At 65.1% G+C, this 17,717-nt stretch carries 10 protein-coding genes and 3 rRNA genes; 11 read left to right on the top strand and 2 right to left on the bottom strand.

The window, feature by feature from the left end; translation table 11 throughout:
• The first annotated feature begins 49 nt into the window (after positions 1 to 49).
• Both OG446_RS04345 and OG446_RS04340 read left to right on the top strand, forming a co-directional pair.
• On the top strand, positions 50 to 2,026 hold the full coding sequence (locus OG446_RS04345; protein ID WP_328892783.1) for an acetoacetate--CoA ligase: 1,977 nt from the start codon (positions 50 to 52) through the stop codon (positions 2,024 to 2,026).
• Between the two features lie 67 nt (positions 2,027 to 2,093).
• On the top strand, positions 2,094 to 3,011 hold the full coding sequence (locus OG446_RS04340; protein WP_328892782.1) for a hypothetical protein: 918 nt from the start codon (positions 2,094 to 2,096) through the stop codon (positions 3,009 to 3,011).
• Positions 3,012 to 3,091: 80 nt separating this feature from the next.
• On the opposite strand, the gene ptsP is transcribed toward OG446_RS04340, so the two are convergent.
• Positions 3,092 to 4,762, bottom strand: a complete 1,671-nt coding sequence (gene ptsP, locus OG446_RS04335) for a phosphoenolpyruvate--protein phosphotransferase (protein ID WP_328892781.1) — start codon at positions 4,760 to 4,762, stop codon at positions 3,092 to 3,094.
• A 76-nt stretch (positions 4,763 to 4,838) separates the two neighbouring features.
• Positions 4,839 to 5,288 (bottom strand): PTS sugar transporter subunit IIA, encoded by a 450-nt coding sequence (locus OG446_RS04330; protein WP_328892780.1) that lies wholly within the window; start codon positions 5,286 to 5,288, stop codon positions 4,839 to 4,841.
• A gap of 698 nt (positions 5,289 to 5,986) precedes the next feature.
• Here OG446_RS04330 and OG446_RS04325 point away from each other — a divergent pair.
• The 9 genes from OG446_RS04325 to OG446_RS04285 all read left to right on the top strand — a co-directional run bounded on the left by OG446_RS04325 (position 5,987) and on the right by OG446_RS04285 (position 17,676).
• Positions 5,987 to 7,512 (top strand): 16S ribosomal RNA (locus OG446_RS04325).
• A gap of 297 nt (positions 7,513 to 7,809) precedes the next feature.
• A 23S ribosomal RNA gene (locus OG446_RS04320) occupies positions 7,810 to 10,934 on the top strand.
• A 79-nt stretch (positions 10,935 to 11,013) separates the two neighbouring features.
• Positions 11,014 to 11,130, top strand: a 5S ribosomal RNA gene (rrf, locus tag OG446_RS04315).
• The 16S, 23S and 5S rRNA genes sit together here, the layout of an rRNA operon.
• Positions 11,131 to 11,279: 149 nt before the next feature.
• Positions 11,280 to 11,888 carry a CDP-alcohol phosphatidyltransferase family protein gene (locus OG446_RS04310; RefSeq protein ID WP_328892779.1) on the top strand — a complete coding sequence of 203 codons (609 nt, stop codon included), beginning with the start codon at positions 11,280 to 11,282 and terminating at the stop codon, positions 11,886 to 11,888.
• Positions 11,889 to 12,001: 113 nt separating this feature from the next.
• Complete coding sequence (locus tag OG446_RS04305; RefSeq protein ID WP_328892778.1) at positions 12,002 to 14,497, top strand: mannose-1-phosphate guanyltransferase; 2,496 nt, start codon at positions 12,002 to 12,004, stop codon at positions 14,495 to 14,497.
• Positions 14,498 to 14,650: 153 nt separating this feature from the next.
• Positions 14,651 to 15,574 carry a DUF881 domain-containing protein gene (locus OG446_RS04300; protein ID WP_328892777.1) on the top strand — a complete coding sequence of 308 codons (924 nt, stop codon included), beginning with the start codon at positions 14,651 to 14,653 and terminating at the stop codon, positions 15,572 to 15,574.
• Entirely contained in the window at positions 15,571 to 15,903 is a 333-nt protein-coding gene (locus OG446_RS04295) for a small basic family protein (RefSeq protein ID WP_003970459.1), read from the top strand. The genes OG446_RS04300 and OG446_RS04295 overlap by 4 nt, the downstream gene beginning before the upstream one ends.
• 5 nt (positions 15,904 to 15,908) lie before the next feature.
• Complete coding sequence (locus tag OG446_RS04290; protein ID WP_328892776.1) at positions 15,909 to 16,697, top strand: DUF881 domain-containing protein; 789 nt, start codon at positions 15,909 to 15,911, stop codon at positions 16,695 to 16,697.
• 190 nt (positions 16,698 to 16,887) lie between these two features.
• Positions 16,888 to 17,676: an FHA domain-containing protein gene (locus tag OG446_RS04285; RefSeq protein WP_328892775.1), complete on the top strand. Its 789-nt coding sequence runs from the start codon at positions 16,888 to 16,890 to the stop codon at positions 17,674 to 17,676.
• The last annotated feature ends 41 nt before the right edge of the window (positions 17,677 to 17,717 follow it).

Below are 17,717 nucleotides of genomic sequence, written 5' to 3'. Positions count from 1 at the left end.
GCGCGACACACGCACACACCGCGTACCCGTACAGCCAGGGAGCCGCCCCATGACCTCAGCAGCCCACGAAGCCCCTCTGTGGCAGCCCGGCCCGGACCGCATCGCGGCCGCGGCCGTCACCCGCTTCCAGAGCTGGGCTGCCGAGCACCACGGAGCACCGGCCGAGGGCGGCTACGCGAGCCTGCACCGCTGGTCGGTCGACGAGCTCGACACCTTCTGGAAGGCCGTCGCGGAATGGTTCGACGTCCGGTTCTCCACCCCGTACGAGACCGTCATCGGCGACCGCACCATGCCCGGCGCCGCATGGTTCCCCGGCGCCACCCTCAACTACGCCGAGCACGCGCTGCGCACCTCCGAGGACCCCCTGCGCGCCGACGCCCCCGCACTTCTCCACGTCGACGAGAGCCACACCCAGGTCCCCGTCTCCTGGTCCACGCTGCGCCGCCAGGTCGGCGCGCTCGCCGCCGAACTCCGCACCCTCGGCGTCACCCCCGGCGACCGGGTCAGCGGCTACCTCCCCAACATCCCGCAGGCGGTCGTCGCCTTCCTCGCCACCGCGGCCGTCGGCGGCGTCTGGACCTCCTGCGCCCCCGACTTCGGCGCCCGCAGCGTCCTCGACCGCTTCCAGCAGGTCGAACCCGTCGTCCTGTTCACCGTCGACGGCTACCGCTACGGCGGCAAGGAGCACCACCGCGCGGACACCGTCGCCGAACTGCGCCGCGAACTGCCCACCCTGCGCGCCGTCGTCCACATCCCGCTGCTCGGCACCGAGGCGCCCGAAGGCGCCCTCGACTGGTCCGCCCTCACTGCTGCGGACACCGATCCTGTCTTCGAACAGGTCCCCTTCGGCCACCCCCTGTGGGTCCTCTACTCCTCCGGAACCACCGGCCTCCCCAAGGCCATCGTCCAGTCCCAGGGCGGCATCCTGCTCGAACACTTCAAGCAGATCGGCCTGCACTGCGACCTCGGACCGGAGGACCGCTTCTTCTGGTACACCTCCACCGGCTGGATGATGTGGAACTTCCTCGTCTCCGGCCTCCTCACCGGCACCACCCTCGTGCTGTACGACGGAAGCCCCGGCTACCCGGACGTCAGCGCCCAGTGGCGCGTCGCCGAACAGACGGGCGCCACCCTCTTCGGTACCTCCGCCGCGTACGTCATGGCCTGCCGCAAGGCCGGCATCCACCCGGGGCGGGACTTCGACCTCTCCCGCATCCAGTGCGTCGCCACCACCGGATCCCCGCTCCCGCCCGACGGATTCCGCTGGCTCCACGACGAAGTGGCCGACGACGTGTGGATCGCCTCCGTCAGCGGCGGCACCGACGTCTGCAGCTGCTTCGCCGGAGCGGTCCCCACCCTCCCCGTCCACATCGGCGAACTCCAGGCCGCGTGCCTCGGCACGGACCTCCAGTCCTGGGACCCCGCGGGCCAACCCCTGACCGGAGAGGTCGGCGAACTCGTCGTCACGAAGCCCATGCCGTCCATGCCGATCCGCTTCTGGAACGACCCCGACGGCAGCCGCTACCGCGAGAGCTACTTCGAGACGTACCCGGGCGTATGGCGCCACGGGGACTGGATCACGATCACCGACCGCGGATCCGTCGTCATCCACGGCCGCTCCGACTCCACCCTCAACCGGCAGGGCGTCCGCATGGGCTCCGCGGACATCTACGAAGCCGTCGAGCGCCTCCCCGAGATCCGCGAGTCACTCGTCATCGGGCTGGAGGAGCCCGACGGCGGCTACTGGATGCCCCTGTTCGTGCACCTCGCCGAAGGCGCAGCACTCGACGACACCCTCCGCGACAGCATCAAGCGCACCATCCGCGAGAACCTCTCACCGCGCCACGTCCCGGACGAGGTCATCGAGGTCCCCGGCATCCCGCACACCCTCACCGGCAAGCGCATCGAGGTTCCGGTCAAGCGCCTCCTCCAGGGAACCGCCCTGGCCAAGGCGGTCAATCCCGGCTCGATCGACAACCTGGAACTCCTCCACTTCTACGAGGAGCTGGCCCGCAAGCGCCGCTGACCGCGGCCACTGTCAGTGCCCATGATTACGCTGAGTGAGCAATGTTCGACAGCGCACTGGGGGAATCATGGCGCAGACCAGGAACAACCGGGCAACCGTCCGCGGCCGGACCGGCACCACCATGCGACGCACGCTGCGCCGCGAAGCACCGACCACCATCGGCCTCCTGACCGATGAGCAGGACTTCGCGGCGATGCGGCGCTATCGCACCTTCACCTTCGACGACCACAGCGTCTACCTGCGGCAGGTGGAGGGCCTGCTCCGGACGTTCGCCGCACAGGGCATGCACACGACGGTCGCCCTCTTCGACCCGGAGGAGTACGCGGAGTTCTGCGCCGAATCGGGAATCGCACCCGACACCCCGGCCGGGCGCAGCCGGTTCACGGCGGAGGTCGCGGCCTGCGGCGCCACCGTCGCCTACACCGGACAACCCATCGACACCCTGATCCCGCTCCTGGTCGCCCGGGCGGTCCGGCAGGCCACGTGGGAGTACGCCACGATGCTCCTGTCCGGGCTCGGGGACTGCGCGGACTGCGGGCAGGACATCGGCCGCGCCGCCTTCGACCGCGCGTCCCACCTCCTGCTGCGCACTCTGGAAGCGGCCGGCCCCGGCACCCACCACCTGGTCTGCAGCACTCCCACGGAGAACGAGCAACTGCTCGCCGCCCTGCACACCGAGCGCGACACCACCGGCCCCGCGCACCTCGACTCGGCGGAAGGCGCCGAGTTCGTGACCGTGCTGGCCGTCGGCATCGCCCTCGAAAGCCATGGGGGAGTCGTCCTGCGGACAAGCACCCCTGGGGCCGCGGACCGGGTCCATGGCTGGCGCCTCACCGGGGGCAGCCTCGTCCCGCTCACCGCGGGGGAGGTGTTCAGCGCCTACTGCACCGACGCCGACACCGGTGAACCCGTCTCCCCCGAATCCGGAGTGGAGTACTGCGCGGGCTTCGACATCGGTGCAGACGAGCCGGAGGCCCACCGCTGACAGCCGGAAGGGGCTCCCCGCCATGGTGGCGGGAAGCCCCTTCTCACACGTCGCAGGACCCTGAGGGCCTGCGTGATGTCCTACTCGCCCGACAGCACCGCCTGCGCGGCAACGCGCGCTTCCTCGGCGGAGTCCGCCGCACGCGCGGCCGACGCGGCACGCTCGCACTGGGCGAGCGTGTACTTCGCCAGCGTGCTGCGCACATAGGGAATGGACGCGGCACCCATCGACAGCGACGTCACACCCAGACCGGTCAGCACACAGGCGAGCAGCGGATCGGAGGCGGCCTCACCACAGACACCGCAGCTCTTGCCCTCTGCCTTGGCGGCATCGGCGGACATCGCGACCAGATCGAGCAGCGCGGGCTGCCACGGGTCCTGAAGCCGGGACACCGCACCCACCTGTCGGTCAGCGGCGAAGGTGTACTGAGCCAGGTCGTTGGTGCCCAGCGACAGGAACTCCACCTCCTGCAGCACCGAGCGCGCCCGCAGTGCGGCCGACGGGATCTCGACCATCGCACCGAACTTCGCCTGCAGCCCGGCCGCACGGCACGCGTCGGCGAAGGCCTTGGCATCCGCACGGTCCGCGACCATGGGAGCCATGACCTCGAGGTAGACGGGAAGCCCCTCGGCCGCCTTCGACAGAGCGGTCAGCTGCGTCTGCAGCACGTCAGGGTGATCCAGCAGGCTGCGCAGCCCGCGCACGCCGAGCGCCGGATTCGGCTCGTCGGCCGGAGTCAGGAAGTCCAGGGGCTTGTCCGCCCCGGCATCCAGCACCCGCACCACGACCCGGCCCTCGGGGAAGGCCTCCAGCACCGCACGGTATGCGGCGATCTGCTTCTCCTCGGACGGTGCCTGCTTGCTGTCGTCCAGGAAGAGGAACTCGGTACGGAAGAGACCGACACCTTCTGCGCCCGCCTCGAGCGCCGCCGGCACATCGCCGGGGCCGCCGACATTGGCGAGCAGCGGCACCTTGTGCCCGTCGGAGGTCGCGCCGGGACCGGTCGACGCCGACAGTGCCGCCTTGCGCGCGGCGGCGGAACTCTCCAGCTCCGCCCGCTTCTCGGCGGTCGGCTCGACGAAGATCTCGCCGGTGCTGCCGTCCACGGCGATCACCGTCCCCTCGGCCAGTTCGCCGGCACCGGGGAGCGCAACGACCGCGGGCACACCGAGTGCCCGCGCCAGGATCGCGCTGTGGCTGGTCGGCCCGCCCTCCTCGGTGACGAAGCCGAGCACCAGAGTGGGGTCGAGCAGCGCCGTGTCGGCCGGAGCCAGATCGCGTGCGATCAGCACGTACGGCTCGTCGCTGTCCGGCACACCCGGCATGGGCACGCCGAGCAGGCGGGCCACGATGCGGTTGCGCACGTCGTCGAGGTCGGCGACGCGGCCGGCCAGGTACTCACCGGCACCGGCGAGCAGCGCGCGGTACGAGGCGAACGCGTCGTACACACCGCGTTCGGCGGTACTGCCGACGGCGATACGCCGGTCCACATCGGCCATGAGTTCGGGGTCCTGGGCCATCATGGCCTGGGCCTCCAGCACGTGCTGGGCCTCGCCCCCGGCCAGGTTGCCGCGCGCGATGAGGTCGGCCGCCACGGCCTCCACAGCCTGCCGGGCCCGCCCCTGCTCGCGCTCGGCCTCCTCGGCCGGAATCTGCTTGGCCGGCGGTTCGAGCACTGCTGTGCCCATGTGCCGTACCTCGCCGATCGCCACACCGTGGCTCACGCCTACGCCTCGCAGCGTTGTCTGCATTGCACCCGTCTCCGGTTGTGCGGCGGCCGAAGCCCCCGCGGTGGATATCCAGTCGGCTGTCACTGCGCCGAACGCGTTACTGCCAGCCGAACAGCGTGTCGCCGACCTTCACGTCGCCGTCCTCGATGACCTCGGACAGCGAATCGGCAGTCGCCTCCAGTGCCACGACGGGGCACACCGGCGACTTGCCGGCCGCCTCGACGGCAACCGGGTCCCACCGGACGATGCCCTGGCCACGAGTGACGGTGTCGCCCTTGTTCACGAGCAGCTCGAAGCCCTCGCCGTTGAGCTGGACCGTGTCGATGCCGAGGTGGGTCAGTACCCCGTGGCCCTCGCTGTCCACGACCACGAAGGCGTGCGGGTGAAGGGAGACGACGATCCCGTCGACGGGCGAGACGGCCTCGGACGGCTCGCGCAGGGGGTCGATGGCGGTGCCGGGACCCACCATCGCACCGGAGAAGACCGGGTCGGGTACCGCAGCGAGCCCGATGGCACGTCCGGCAAGAGGGGACGTCACAGTGGTCATGGGGAGCCTCCCAGAGTGGAGCTTCAATGGCGCCGCCGCGGCTGGTCGGAGGACGGCGTACTGCTCAGCAGCGTAAGTCATAAGAAGTCCCGGTTCCGCCCGAGTCCTGGTGGTTCGAGGACCTAGGGGTGTACCGGCAACGATTTGCCTCGACTCCCGGCAGCCTGTACTGTCGTACTCCTGCCTGGCCCCAACGCGACATTGAGTCGGGGGTCGGCGGCGACTATCAAGCCCAAACCCTAACCCGATATCGGGCAGCCGCATGCCTGCGGGGCCCCGGTCAACGGGTACGGAAAGGCCTGATAGTGTCTGGCTCGCCGGAAAGGGAAAAGCGAAAGCGAATTCCCCAAAGGCGGGAAATGCGAGACCCGTTTCGACCGGGAATCGGACACGAAAGAGTCTGATAGAGTCGGAAACGCAAGACCGAAGGGAAGCGCCCGGAGGAAAGCCCCAGAAAATGTTCTGCGGGTGAGTACAAAGGAAGCGTCCGTTCCTTGAGAACTCAACAGCGTGCCAAAAGTCAACGCCAGATATGTTGATACCCCGACCTGTTTCGGCAGGTTCGAGGTTCCTTTGAAAGTCCTAACAAGTCTTCGGGCTTGGTAGGCAATGCACACAGCGAGGACATAGCGAACGGCCGGTCATATTCCGACCTGGTCGTTCCGCTCTCGTGGTGTCTACCCGATTACGGGAAAACATTCACGGAGAGTTTGATCCTGGCTCAGGACGAACGCTGGCGGCGTGCTTAACACATGCAAGTCGAACGATGAAGCCTTTCGGGGTGGATTAGTGGCGAACGGGTGAGTAACACGTGGGCAATCTGCCCTTCACTCTGGGACAAGCCCTGGAAACGGGGTCTAATACCGGATAATACTTTCCCTCTCATGGGGGAAGGTTAAAAGCTCCGGCGGTGAAGGATGAGCCCGCGGCCTATCAGCTAGTTGGTGGGGTAATGGCCTACCAAGGCGACGACGGGTAGCCGGCCTGAGAGGGCGACCGGCCACACTGGGACTGAGACACGGCCCAGACTCCTACGGGAGGCAGCAGTGGGGAATATTGCACAATGGGCGAAAGCCTGATGCAGCGACGCCGCGTGAGGGATGAAGGCCTTCGGGTTGTAAACCTCTTTCAGCAGGGAAGAAGCGAAAGTGACGGTACCTGCAGAAGAAGCGCCGGCTAACTACGTGCCAGCAGCCGCGGTAATACGTAGGGCGCAAGCGTTGTCCGGAATTATTGGGCGTAAAGAGCTCGTAGGCGGCTTGTTGCGTCGGTTGTGAAAGCCCGGGGCTTAACCCCGGGTCTGCAGTCGATACGGGCAGGCTAGAGTGTGGTAGGGGAGATCGGAATTCCTGGTGTAGCGGTGAAATGCGCAGATATCAGGAGGAACACCGGTGGCGAAGGCGGATCTCTGGGCCATTACTGACGCTGAGGAGCGAAAGCGTGGGGAGCGAACAGGATTAGATACCCTGGTAGTCCACGCCGTAAACGTTGGGAACTAGGTGTTGGCGACATTCCACGTCGTCGGTGCCGCAGCTAACGCATTAAGTTCCCCGCCTGGGGAGTACGGCCGCAAGGCTAAAACTCAAAGGAATTGACGGGGGCCCGCACAAGCAGCGGAGCATGTGGCTTAATTCGACGCAACGCGAAGAACCTTACCAAGGCTTGACATCGCCCGGAAAGCCGTAGAGATACGGCCCCCCTTGTGGTCGGGTGACAGGTGGTGCATGGCTGTCGTCAGCTCGTGTCGTGAGATGTTGGGTTAAGTCCCGCAACGAGCGCAACCCTTGTTCTGTGTTGCCAGCATGCCCTTCGGGGTGATGGGGACTCACAGGAGACTGCCGGGGTCAACTCGGAGGAAGGTGGGGACGACGTCAAGTCATCATGCCCCTTATGTCTTGGGCTGCACACGTGCTACAATGGCCGGTACAATGAGCTGCGATGCCGCGAGGCGGAGCGAATCTCAAAAAGCCGGTCTCAGTTCGGATTGGGGTCTGCAACTCGACCCCATGAAGTCGGAGTTGCTAGTAATCGCAGATCAGCATTGCTGCGGTGAATACGTTCCCGGGCCTTGTACACACCGCCCGTCACGTCACGAAAGTCGGTAACACCCGAAGCCGGTGGCCCAACCCCTTGTGGGAGGGAGCTGTCGAAGGTGGGACTGGCGATTGGGACGAAGTCGTAACAAGGTAGCCGTACCGGAAGGTGCGGCTGGATCACCTCCTTTCTAAGGAGCATCTAGATTCCGCAAGGAATCCAGAGCCACTACGCCGGCAAATGTTCGGCGGTGGTTAGCTCATGGGTGGAACGTTGACTATTCGGCACGACAGGTTGTTTTCACTAGTACTGCTTCGGCGTGGAACGTGAGGGTGATCGGTCGGGTCGGGCACGCTGTTGGGTATCTGAAGGTACGGCCGTCATGGTCGTCCTTCGGTTGCCGGCCCCAGTGAACTCATCCGGTAAGGGTGGGGTGATGGGTGGCTGGTCGTTGTTTGAGAACTGCACAGTGGACGCGAGCATCTGTGGCCAAGTTTTTAAGGGCGCACGGTGGATGCCTTGGCACCAGGAACCGATGAAGGACGTGGGAGGCCACGATAGTCCCCGGGGAGCTGTCAACCAAGCTTTGATCCGGGGGTTTCCGAATGGGGAAACCCGGCAGTCGTCATGGGCTGTCACCCGCTGCTGAACACATAGGCAGTGTGGAGGGAACGAGGGGAAGTGAAACATCTCAGTACCCTCAGGAAGAGAAAACAACCGTGATTCCGGGAGTAGTGGCGAGCGAAACTGGATCAGGCCAAACCGTATGCGTGTGATACCCGGCAGGGGTTGCGCATGCGGGGTTGTGGGATCTCTTTTTCATGGTCTGCCGGCCGTGAGACGAGTCAGAAACCGTTGATGTAGGCGAAGGACATGCGAAAGGTCCGGCGTAGAGGGTAAGACCCCCGTAGCTGAAACATTAACGGCTCGTTTAAGAGACACCCAAGTAGCACGGGGCCCGAGAAATCCCGTGTGAATCTGGCGGGACCACCCGTTAAGCCTAAATATTCCCTGGTGACCGATAGCGGATAGTACCGTGAGGGAATGGTGAAAAGTACCGCGGGAGCGGAGTGAAATAGTACCTGAAACCGTGTGCCTACAAGCCGTGGGAGCGTCGCGCATCGAGCTTGCTCGGTGCGTCGTGACTGCGTGCCTTTTGAAGAATGAGCCTGCGAGTTTGCGGTGTGTTGCGAGGTTAACCCGTGTGGGGAAGCCGTAGCGAAAGCGAGTCCGAGTAGGGCGATTTAGTAGCGCGCTCAAGACCCGAAGCGGAGTGATCTAGCCATGGGCAGGTTGAAGCGGAGGTAAGACTTCGTGGAGGACCGAACCCACCAGGGTTGAAAACCTGGGGGATGACCTGTGGTTAGGGGTGAAAGGCCAATCAAACTCCGTGATAGCTGGTTCTCCCCGAAATGCATTTAGGTGCAGCGTCGTGTGTTTCTTGCCGGAGGTAGAGCACTGGATAGGCGATGGGCCCTACCGGGTTACTGACCTTAGCCAAACTCCGAATGCCGGTAAGTGAGAGCACGGCAGTGAGACTGTGGGGGATAAGCTCCATGGTCGAGAGGGAAACAGCCCAGAGCATCGACTAAGGCCCCTAAGCGTACGCTAAGTGGGAAAGGATGTGGAGTCGCAGAGACAACCAGGAGGTTGGCTTAGAAGCAGCCACCCTTGAAAGAGTGCGTAATAGCTCACTGGTCAAGTGATTCCGCGCCGACAATGTAGCGGGGCTCAAGCGTACCGCCGAAGTCGTGTCATTCACACATATAGGGCCAACGCCTGTGTGGATGGGTAGGGGAGCGTCGTGTGCCGGGTGAAGCAGCCGCGGAAGCGAGTTGTGGACGGTTCACGAGTGAGAATGCAGGCATGAGTAGCGATACACACGTGAGAAACGTGTGCGCCGATTGACTAAGGGTTCCTGGGTCAAGCTGATCTGCCCAGGGTAAGTCGGGACCTAAGGCGAGGCCGACAGGCGTAGTCGATGGACAACCGGTTGATATTCCGGTACCCGCTTTGAAACGCCCAATACTGAATCAGGCGATGCTAAGTCCGTGAAGCCGGCCCGATCTCTTCGGAGTTGAGGGTAGTGGTGGAGCCGACGAACCAGACTTGTACTAGGTAAGCGATGGGGTGACGCAGGAAGGTAGTCCAGCCCGGGCGGTGGTAGTCCCGGGGTAAGGGTGTAGGCCGTGTGGTAGGTAAATCCGTCACACATTAAGGCTGAGACCTGATGCCGAGCCGATTGTGGTGAAGTGGATGATCCTATGCTGTCGAGAAAAGCCTCTAGCGAGTTTCATGGCGGCCCGTACCCTAAACCGACTCAGGTGGTCAGGTAGAGAATACCGAGGCGTTCGGGTGAACTATGGTTAAGGAACTCGGCAAAATGCCCCCGTAACTTCGGGAGAAGGGGGGCCATCACTGGTGAGGGAACTTGCTTCCTGAGCTGGGGGTGGCCGCAGAGACCAGCGAGAAGCGACTGTTTACTAAAAACACAGGTCCGTGCGAAGCCGTAAGGCGATGTATACGGACTGACGCCTGCCCGGTGCTGGAACGTTAAGGGGACCGGTTAGCTGACTTTCGGGTCGGCGAAGCTGAGAACTTAAGCGCCAGTAAACGGCGGTGGTAACTATAACCATCCTAAGGTAGCGAAATTCCTTGTCGGGTAAGTTCCGACCTGCACGAATGGCGTAACGACTTCTCGACTGTCTCAACCATAGGCCCGGTGAAATTGCACTACGAGTAAAGATGCTCGTTTCGCGCAGCAGGACGGAAAGACCCCGGGACCTTTACTATAGTTTGATATTGGTGTTCGGTTCGGCTTGTGTAGGATAGGTGGGAGACTTTGAAGCGGCCACGCCAGTGGTTGTGGAGTCGTCGTTGAAATACCACTCTGGTCGTGCTGGATGTCTAACCTGGGTCCGTGATCCGGATCAGGGACAGTGTCTGATGGGTAGTTTAACTGGGGCGGTTGCCTCCTAAAGAGTAACGGAGGCGCCCAAAGGTTCCCTCAGCCTGGTTGGCAATCAGGTGTTGAGTGTAAGTGCACAAGGGAGCTTGACTGTGAGACCGACGGGTCGAGCAGGGACGAAAGTCGGGACTAGTGATCCGGCAGTGGCTTGTGGAAGCGCTGTCGCTCAACGGATAAAAGGTACCCCGGGGATAACAGGCTGATCTTCCCCAAGAGTCCATATCGACGGGATGGTTTGGCACCTCGATGTCGGCTCGTCGCATCCTGGGGCTGGAGTCGGTCCCAAGGGTTGGGCTGTTCGCCCATTAAAGCGGTACGCGAGCTGGGTTTAGAACGTCGTGAGACAGTTCGGTCCCTATCCGCTGTGCGCGTAGGAATATTGAGAAGGGCTGTCCCTAGTACGAGAGGACCGGGACGGACGAACCTCTGGTGTGCCAGTTGTCCTGCCAAGGGCATGGCTGGTTGGCTACGTTCGGAAAGGATAACCGCTGAAAGCATCTAAGCGGGAAGCCTGCTTCGAGATGAGTATTCCCACCCTCTTGAAGGGTTAAGGCTCCCAGTAGACGACTGGGTTGATAGGCCAGATGTGGAAGCCCGGTAACGGGTGGAGCTGACTGGTACTAATAGGCCGAGGGCTTGTCCTCAGTTGCTCGCGTCCACTGTGTTAGTTCTGAAATAACGAACGGCCGTGTTTATTTCCGGTGTTGGTTAATTTCATAGTGTTTCGGTGGTCATTGCGTTAGGGAAACGCCCGGTTACATTCCGAACCCGGAAGCTAAGCCTTTCAGCGCCGATGGTACTGCAGGGGGGACCCTGTGGGAGAGTAGGACGCCGCCGAACTCCTTTTGAATAGTTAAGCCCCGTGCCCTTGTGGCACGGGGCTTTTCTGCGTTCCGCCGAGGCTTCTGACACCCCTGTGCACGAGCCGGCCGTGGCTGAGGGTAGGGTCAGGGGGCATCATTGGCACGTTCTTCACAGGAGGCCCCCGGGTGGAGGTTCAGGAGACTCGCGTTCAGACGGACCGGGTACTCACCATCCCCAACATCCTCAGCATGGCTCGCCTCGTTGGCGTACCCGTCTTCCTGTGGCTGATTCTCCGCCCCGAGTTCGGCGGCCCCAAGAGCGACGGCTGGGCGCTGCTGGTGCTGATGTTCAGCGGTGTGAGTGACTACCTCGACGGTAAGCTCGCGCGTCGCTGGAACCAGATCAGCAGCCTCGGACGGCTGCTTGACCCGGCTGCCGACCGTCTCTACATTCTGTCCACGCTTGTCGGGCTGACCTGGCGGGAGATCCTTCCGCTGTGGCTCACCGCCGCACTCCTGGCCCGGGAACTGATGCTTCTCGTGATGGTGGGAATCCTGCGCCGTCACGGCTATCCGCCACCTCAGGTGAACTTCCTGGGGAAGGCGGCGACGTTCAACCTGATGTACGCATTTCCCTTGTTGCTGCTCAGTGACGGAAGTGGTTGGCTGGCATGGCTGGCCACTGTTTTCGGATGGGCGTTCGCAGGATGGGGTACAACGCTCTACTGGTGGGCAGGGATCCTCTATGTGGTTCAGGTCCGCCGGCTGGTCAAGGCGGATGCAGTAGCCGATTGAGCTCGTTGAAGCGGTGCCGCGCAACGTGGCCGGCCCGCGGCTGATGACACAGATGCTGCCCCGACGGGCGAAGTCGGCTAGACCGTCGTCTCTTCAAGGAGGACGTTTCCGACATGAAGGCCGTCGTGATGGCAGGTGGTGAAGGCACTCGCCTTCGCCCCATGACCTCAAGCATGCCCAAGCCGCTCCTGCCCGTAGCCAATCGGCCGATCATGGAGCATGTGCTTCGCCTGCTCAAACGGCACGGGCTCAATGAGACGGTCGTGACCGTCCAATTCCTTGCCTCGCTCGTGAAGAACTACTTCGGAGACGGCGAAGAGCTCGGGATGGAGCTCAGCTACGCAAACGAGGAGAAACCGCTCGGTACCGCGGGCAGTGTGAAGAATGCCGAAGAGGCGTTGAAGGACGACACCTTCCTCGTGATTTCCGGCGACGCGCTGACCGACTTCGACCTCACCGACCTCATCGCCTTCCACAAGGAAAAGGGCGGACTGGTCACGGTCTGTCTCACCCGCGTGCCGAATCCCCTTGAATTCGGTATCACCATCGTGGACGAAGCGGGCCAGGTCGAGCGCTTCCTGGAGAAGCCGACCTGGGGCCAGGTCTTCTCGGACACCGTCAACACGGGCATCTATGTCATGGAGCCCGAGGTCTTCAACTACGTCGAGGCCGATGTCTCCGTCGACTGGTCCGGTGATGTCTTCCCGCAGCTCATGAAGGAAGGCAAGCCCATCTACGGCTATGTCGCCGAGGGCTACTGGGAGGACGTCGGCACGCACGAGAGCTACGTGAAGGCCCAGGCGGACGTACTCGAACGCAAGGTTGACGTCGAGATCGACGGCTTCGAGATCTCCCCGGGCGTGTGGGTGGCCGAAGGCGCCGATGTGCACCCCGACGCGGTACTGCGGGGGCCCTTGTACATCGGGGACTACGCCAAGGTCGAGGCCGGGGTGGAGATCCGCGAGCACACGGTCATCGGATCGAACGTCGTCGTGAAGAGCGGCGCCTTCCTCCACAAGGCCGTGGTGCACGACAACGTGTACATCGGTGATCACAGCAATCTGCGCGGCTGCGTGATCGGCAAGAACACCGACATCATGCGTGCCGCCCGGATCGAGGACGGCGCGGTCATCGGCGACGAGTGCCTGGTCGGCGAGGAATCGATCATCCAGGGCAACGTCCGCGTCTACCCGTTCAAGACGATCGAGGCCGGCGCGTTCGTCAACACCTCGGTGATCTGGGAGTCGCGTGGACAGGCCCACCTCTTCGGCGCGCGGGGCGTTTCGGGAATCCTGAACGTCGAGATCACGCCGGAGCTGGCGGTGAGGCTCGCCGGAGCGTATGCGACGACGCTCAAGAAGGGCTCCACGGTCACCACCGCACGTGACCACTCCCGTGGCGCCCGGGCGCTGAAACGCGCGGTCATCTCGGCCCTTCAGGCCAGTGCCATCGACGTCCGGGACCTCGAGAACGTCCCGCTGCCCGTGGCCCGCCAGCAGACCGCACGCGGCAGCGCCGGCGGCATCATGATCCGTACCTCGCCGGGTGTGCCCGACTCCGTCGACATCATGTTCTTCGACGAGCGGGGAGCGGACCTCTCCCAGGCCCGTCAGCGAAAGCTGGACCGGGTGTACGCCCGGCAGGAGTACCGACGGGCGTTCCCCGGTGAGATCGGTGACCTGCACTTCCCGTCCAGTGTGTTCGACTCGTACACGGGATCCCTCCTGCGCAACGTGGACACTGCGGGGATCTCCGACGCCGGACTCAAGGTGGTCGTCGACGCGTCCAACGGCAGCGCGGGGCTGGTGCTGCCCAGCCTGTTGGGACGGCTCGGTGTGGATGCGCTGACCATCAACCCCGGCCTGGACGAGTCCAGGCCGACCGAGTCGGCCGAGACCCGGCGGTCCGGGCTGGTGCGGCTCGGGGAGATCGTCTCCTCGGCGAGGGCCGCGTTCGGCGTCCGGTTCGACCCGGTCGGCGAACGGCTCTCGCTGGTCGACGAGCGGGGCAGGATCGTGGAGGACGACCGGGCCCTGCTGGTCATGCTCGACCTCGTGGCCGCGGAGCGCCGTAGCGGCAGGGTGGCGCTGCCCGTGACCACGACCCGTGTGGCCGAACAGGTCGCCGCGTACCACGGCACCCAGGTGGAGTGGACGACGACCTCGCCCGACGACCTGACCCGGGTGGGGCGCGAAGAAGGCACCATCTTCGGTGGAGACGGCCGTGGCGGCTTCATCGTTCCCGAATTCAGCAGCGTGTTCGACGGCTCCGCCGCGTTCGTGCGCCTCATCGGACTGGTGGCCAGGACGCAGCTCACGCTCAGCCAGATCGACGCACGGATCCCGCGCGCCCATGTGCTGCGGCGCGATCTGGCGACCCCGTGGGCTGTCAAGGGACTGGTGATGCGCCGGGTGGTGGAGGCCGCGGGGGACCGCAACGTCGACACGACGGATGGTGTGCGCGTGGTCGAGGCGGACGGGCGCTGGGTGATGGTGCTGCCGGACCGGGCCGAAGCCGTCACCCATCTGTGGGCGGAGGGGCCGGACGACGCCTCTGCCCAGGCGCTCCTGGACGAATGGTCCGCGATCGTCGACAGCGCAGGTCAGTGAGGTGACCGGAGGCCGGGTCGGGCGACAGGCGCCGCCCCGGCCTCCGGTCCCTGCCCGGCCCTCACGGTGCGGCTGAGGGATCCGCCAGGCCGCTGCCCACGCAACGGTGGGGCCATTCGGCGGTAGCCGCCGCGACATGCGACGATGTGCGGCATGTCGCAGCACCCCCCCGATCGGAGTACCACCTCCCCGCCGCCGCGCCCCGACGCGTCCATGTCGCTGCTGACCAATGTGATGGACCACAGCCTGGACGACGGATATGCCGAGGCATCGGCCCGTCGCAAGGCGGACGGGCGTACGGGGATGCCCCGGACCGTCAAGGCGAAGCTCGGCTTCGCGGCGTGCCTCGTGCTGGCGGCGCTCGTCGTGACGCTCGGTGCCGCGCAGGCGCGGGTCGCCGCGCCGGTCCTGGCCAAGGAGCGCGAGGAGCTCATCGACCGGATCGACGGGGAGACGTCCGCGGCCGACACCCTCGAAGCACAGGTGGAGGAGATCCGCGACGACGTGGGCAGGCGCCAGCGCAAGGCGCTGGAGGAGCACGGTGGTGACCAGACCGAACTGGTGGCCCTGCTCTCCGGGGCGACACCGGTGCAGGGTCCCGGGGTGAAGCTTGTCGTCGACGACGCGAAGGACACCGACCAAGGCGGTGGCGGACCGCGCGAAAGCAGCGGATTCTCCGACACGGGGCGGGTCCGCGACCGGGACATGCAGCGGGTCGTCAACGGCCTGTGGCAGTCCGGCGCCGAGGCGATCGCCATCAACGGACAGCGTCTGACGGCCCTGTCGGCGATCCGCGCCGCGGGCGACGCCATACTGGTCGACAACAAGCCGCTCGTGCCGCCGTACACGGTGCTCGCGGTGGGGGACGGGAAGAAGCTCGGCGCCGCCTTCCAGGACAGTGCCGACGGCCAGTACCTGCAGGCGCTCAAGGACACCTTCGACATCCGGACCAGCATCTCCGTCCAGGACAAGGTGAGCCTTCCGGCCGCGCCGAGCCTGATCGTACGGACAGCAGAGCCTTACAAGGCCGCAGACACCGGCAGTGGTGCGGCAGACACAGGGAAGGGCACATCGTGATCGCCGTACTGGGCCTCGTCGTGGGAGTCGTGGTCGGACTGTTGGTCCGGCCCGAAGTGCCGGCGGTGGTCGAGCCCTACCTCCCGATCGCGGTGGTTGCCGCTCTCGACGCCGTCTTCGGTGGTCTGCGGGCCATGCTCGACGGGATCTTCGTGGACAAGGTCTTCGTGGTCTCGTTCCTCTCGAACGTGGTCGTGGCCGCACTGATCGTCTTCCTGGGCGACAAGCTGGGCGTCGGCGCGCAGCTCTCCACCGGCGTGGTCGTCGTCCTCGGCATCCGGATCTTCTCCAACGCGGCCGCGATCCGCCGGCACGTCTTCCGGGCGTGACGCCGATGAGTGACGGCGCATTCAACGAGGAGCACCACGAGCCCGGAGGGCAGGCCAAGCCTGCTCCCGAGGAGCTGACCGGTCGCCAGCGGCTGATCGCGGGAATCTGGCCGCCCCGGGTCACCCGGGCCCAACTCATCGTCGCGGTACTGCTGTTCGTCCTCGGTCTGGGGCTTGCCATCCAGGTGCGGTCGAACAGCGACAACAGCGCGTTGCGCGGCGCCCGTCAGGAGGACCTGGTCCGCATCCTCGACGAGGTGGACGACCGTACGCAGCGGCTGGAGGACGAGAAGCAGCGCCTCGTCGACCAGCGCACGGAGCTGGAGAACAGCTCCGACCAGGCGGAAGAGGCGCGGAAGCAGACGGTCGAGAAGGAGCGCCAACTCGGTATCCTCGCGGGTACGGTGGCGGTGCACGGCCCCGGTATCACCCTCTCGATCAACGACCCCGCCGACGCGGTGCAGGCCGACATGCTGCTCGACGCCCTCCAGGAGCTCCGGGCGGCCGGTGCCGAGGCCATCGAAGTCAACGGTGTGCGCGTGGTGGCCAATACGTACTTCTCCGGCGACGGAGGGGCCGTGAAGGTCGACGGCCACAAGATCACCGCTCCGTACGTCTTCACGGTCATCGGCAAGCCGCAGGATCTGGAACCGGCGCTGAACATCCCCGGCGGTGTGGTGCAGACGCTGGAGAAGGAGCAGGCCACCGTGCACGTGTCGCGGTCCGACGACATCGTCATCGACGCCTTGCGACCGGCGGAGCGGCCTGACTACTCTCGGTCGTCGACCCAGTGAACCCGGGACGTATGTGTGCCGGGGGACTCGGGCAGGAGGTTGCGGGGGGTCGCCGCATCGTAATGGTGGTGCGTGGTGGAAACTGTCGAGTGGATACGGACGTTGTGAAGGTGTCCGGGTCGGCAGGTGTGTTCATTCAGGGTTCGTCCTGCCCCACGGGCGGGTCTGTTTCGGTCAAGGGGAATCGCCCGTGAAGTTGTTTGGGAAGTTGTTCGGCAAGAGCGCTCGCGATGAAGCCGCACGCCATCGCGCACCGCGCCATGGCCAGACGGAGGAGCAGGGCGGCGAGCGCCCGCTCTTCCGCGATCAGGTGGCCGGTGTGGGGGGTGACAATTCGGGCGGTTCCGGCGCGTCGTCTGTTGACCCTGCCGGTCCCGGCCGCATAGGTTTCGGAGAACCGTCAACCTCAAGTACGGGTGGAGGGTTCGCCCCGAGGCAGGAGGCTTCGTCCATGCCGGTCTGTACGAGGTGCGGGCACCGCAACGCCGAGGCGAGCCGGTTCTGTTCCAACTGCGGTGCGCCGCTGCGGGGCGGTGTTCCCGAGCGGGCCTCGGAGACGACGTCGACCATCTCCATCTCGGGCCTCGAGGCCTACGAGGCGGAGGCGACCGGACAGACGTCGGTGCCGTCGCTGTCGCCCGAGGCCCAGGCGGCCGTGGACGCCCTGCCGCTCGGCTCGGCGCTCCTGGTGGTGCGACGGGGGCCGAACTCGGGCAGCCGCTTCCTTCTGGACAGCGAGCTGACCACGGCCGGCCGCCACCCGCAGAGCGACATCTTCCTCGACGACGTGACGGTTTCGCGTCGGCACGTGGAGTTCCGCCGGGGCACCGACGGCAGCTTCACCGTGGGGGATGTGGGCAGCCTCAACGGCACCTACGTCAATCGTGAGCGCATCGACTCCGTCGCGCTGTCCAACGGCGACGAAGTGCAGATCGGCAAGTACCGGCTGGTCTTCTACGCAAGCCAGCGCGGCATCTGACCCGGCCCCCGACTCGGTCGGGGGAACCCCCAGGAAGGTCC

Origin of the sequence: Streptomyces sp. NBC_00236 (genome assembly GCF_036195045.1) — a bacterium.
GTDB lineage: Bacteria > Actinomycetota > Actinomycetes > Streptomycetales > Streptomycetaceae > Streptomyces.
This window is presented reverse-complemented; position numbering and strand designations above follow the sequence as displayed.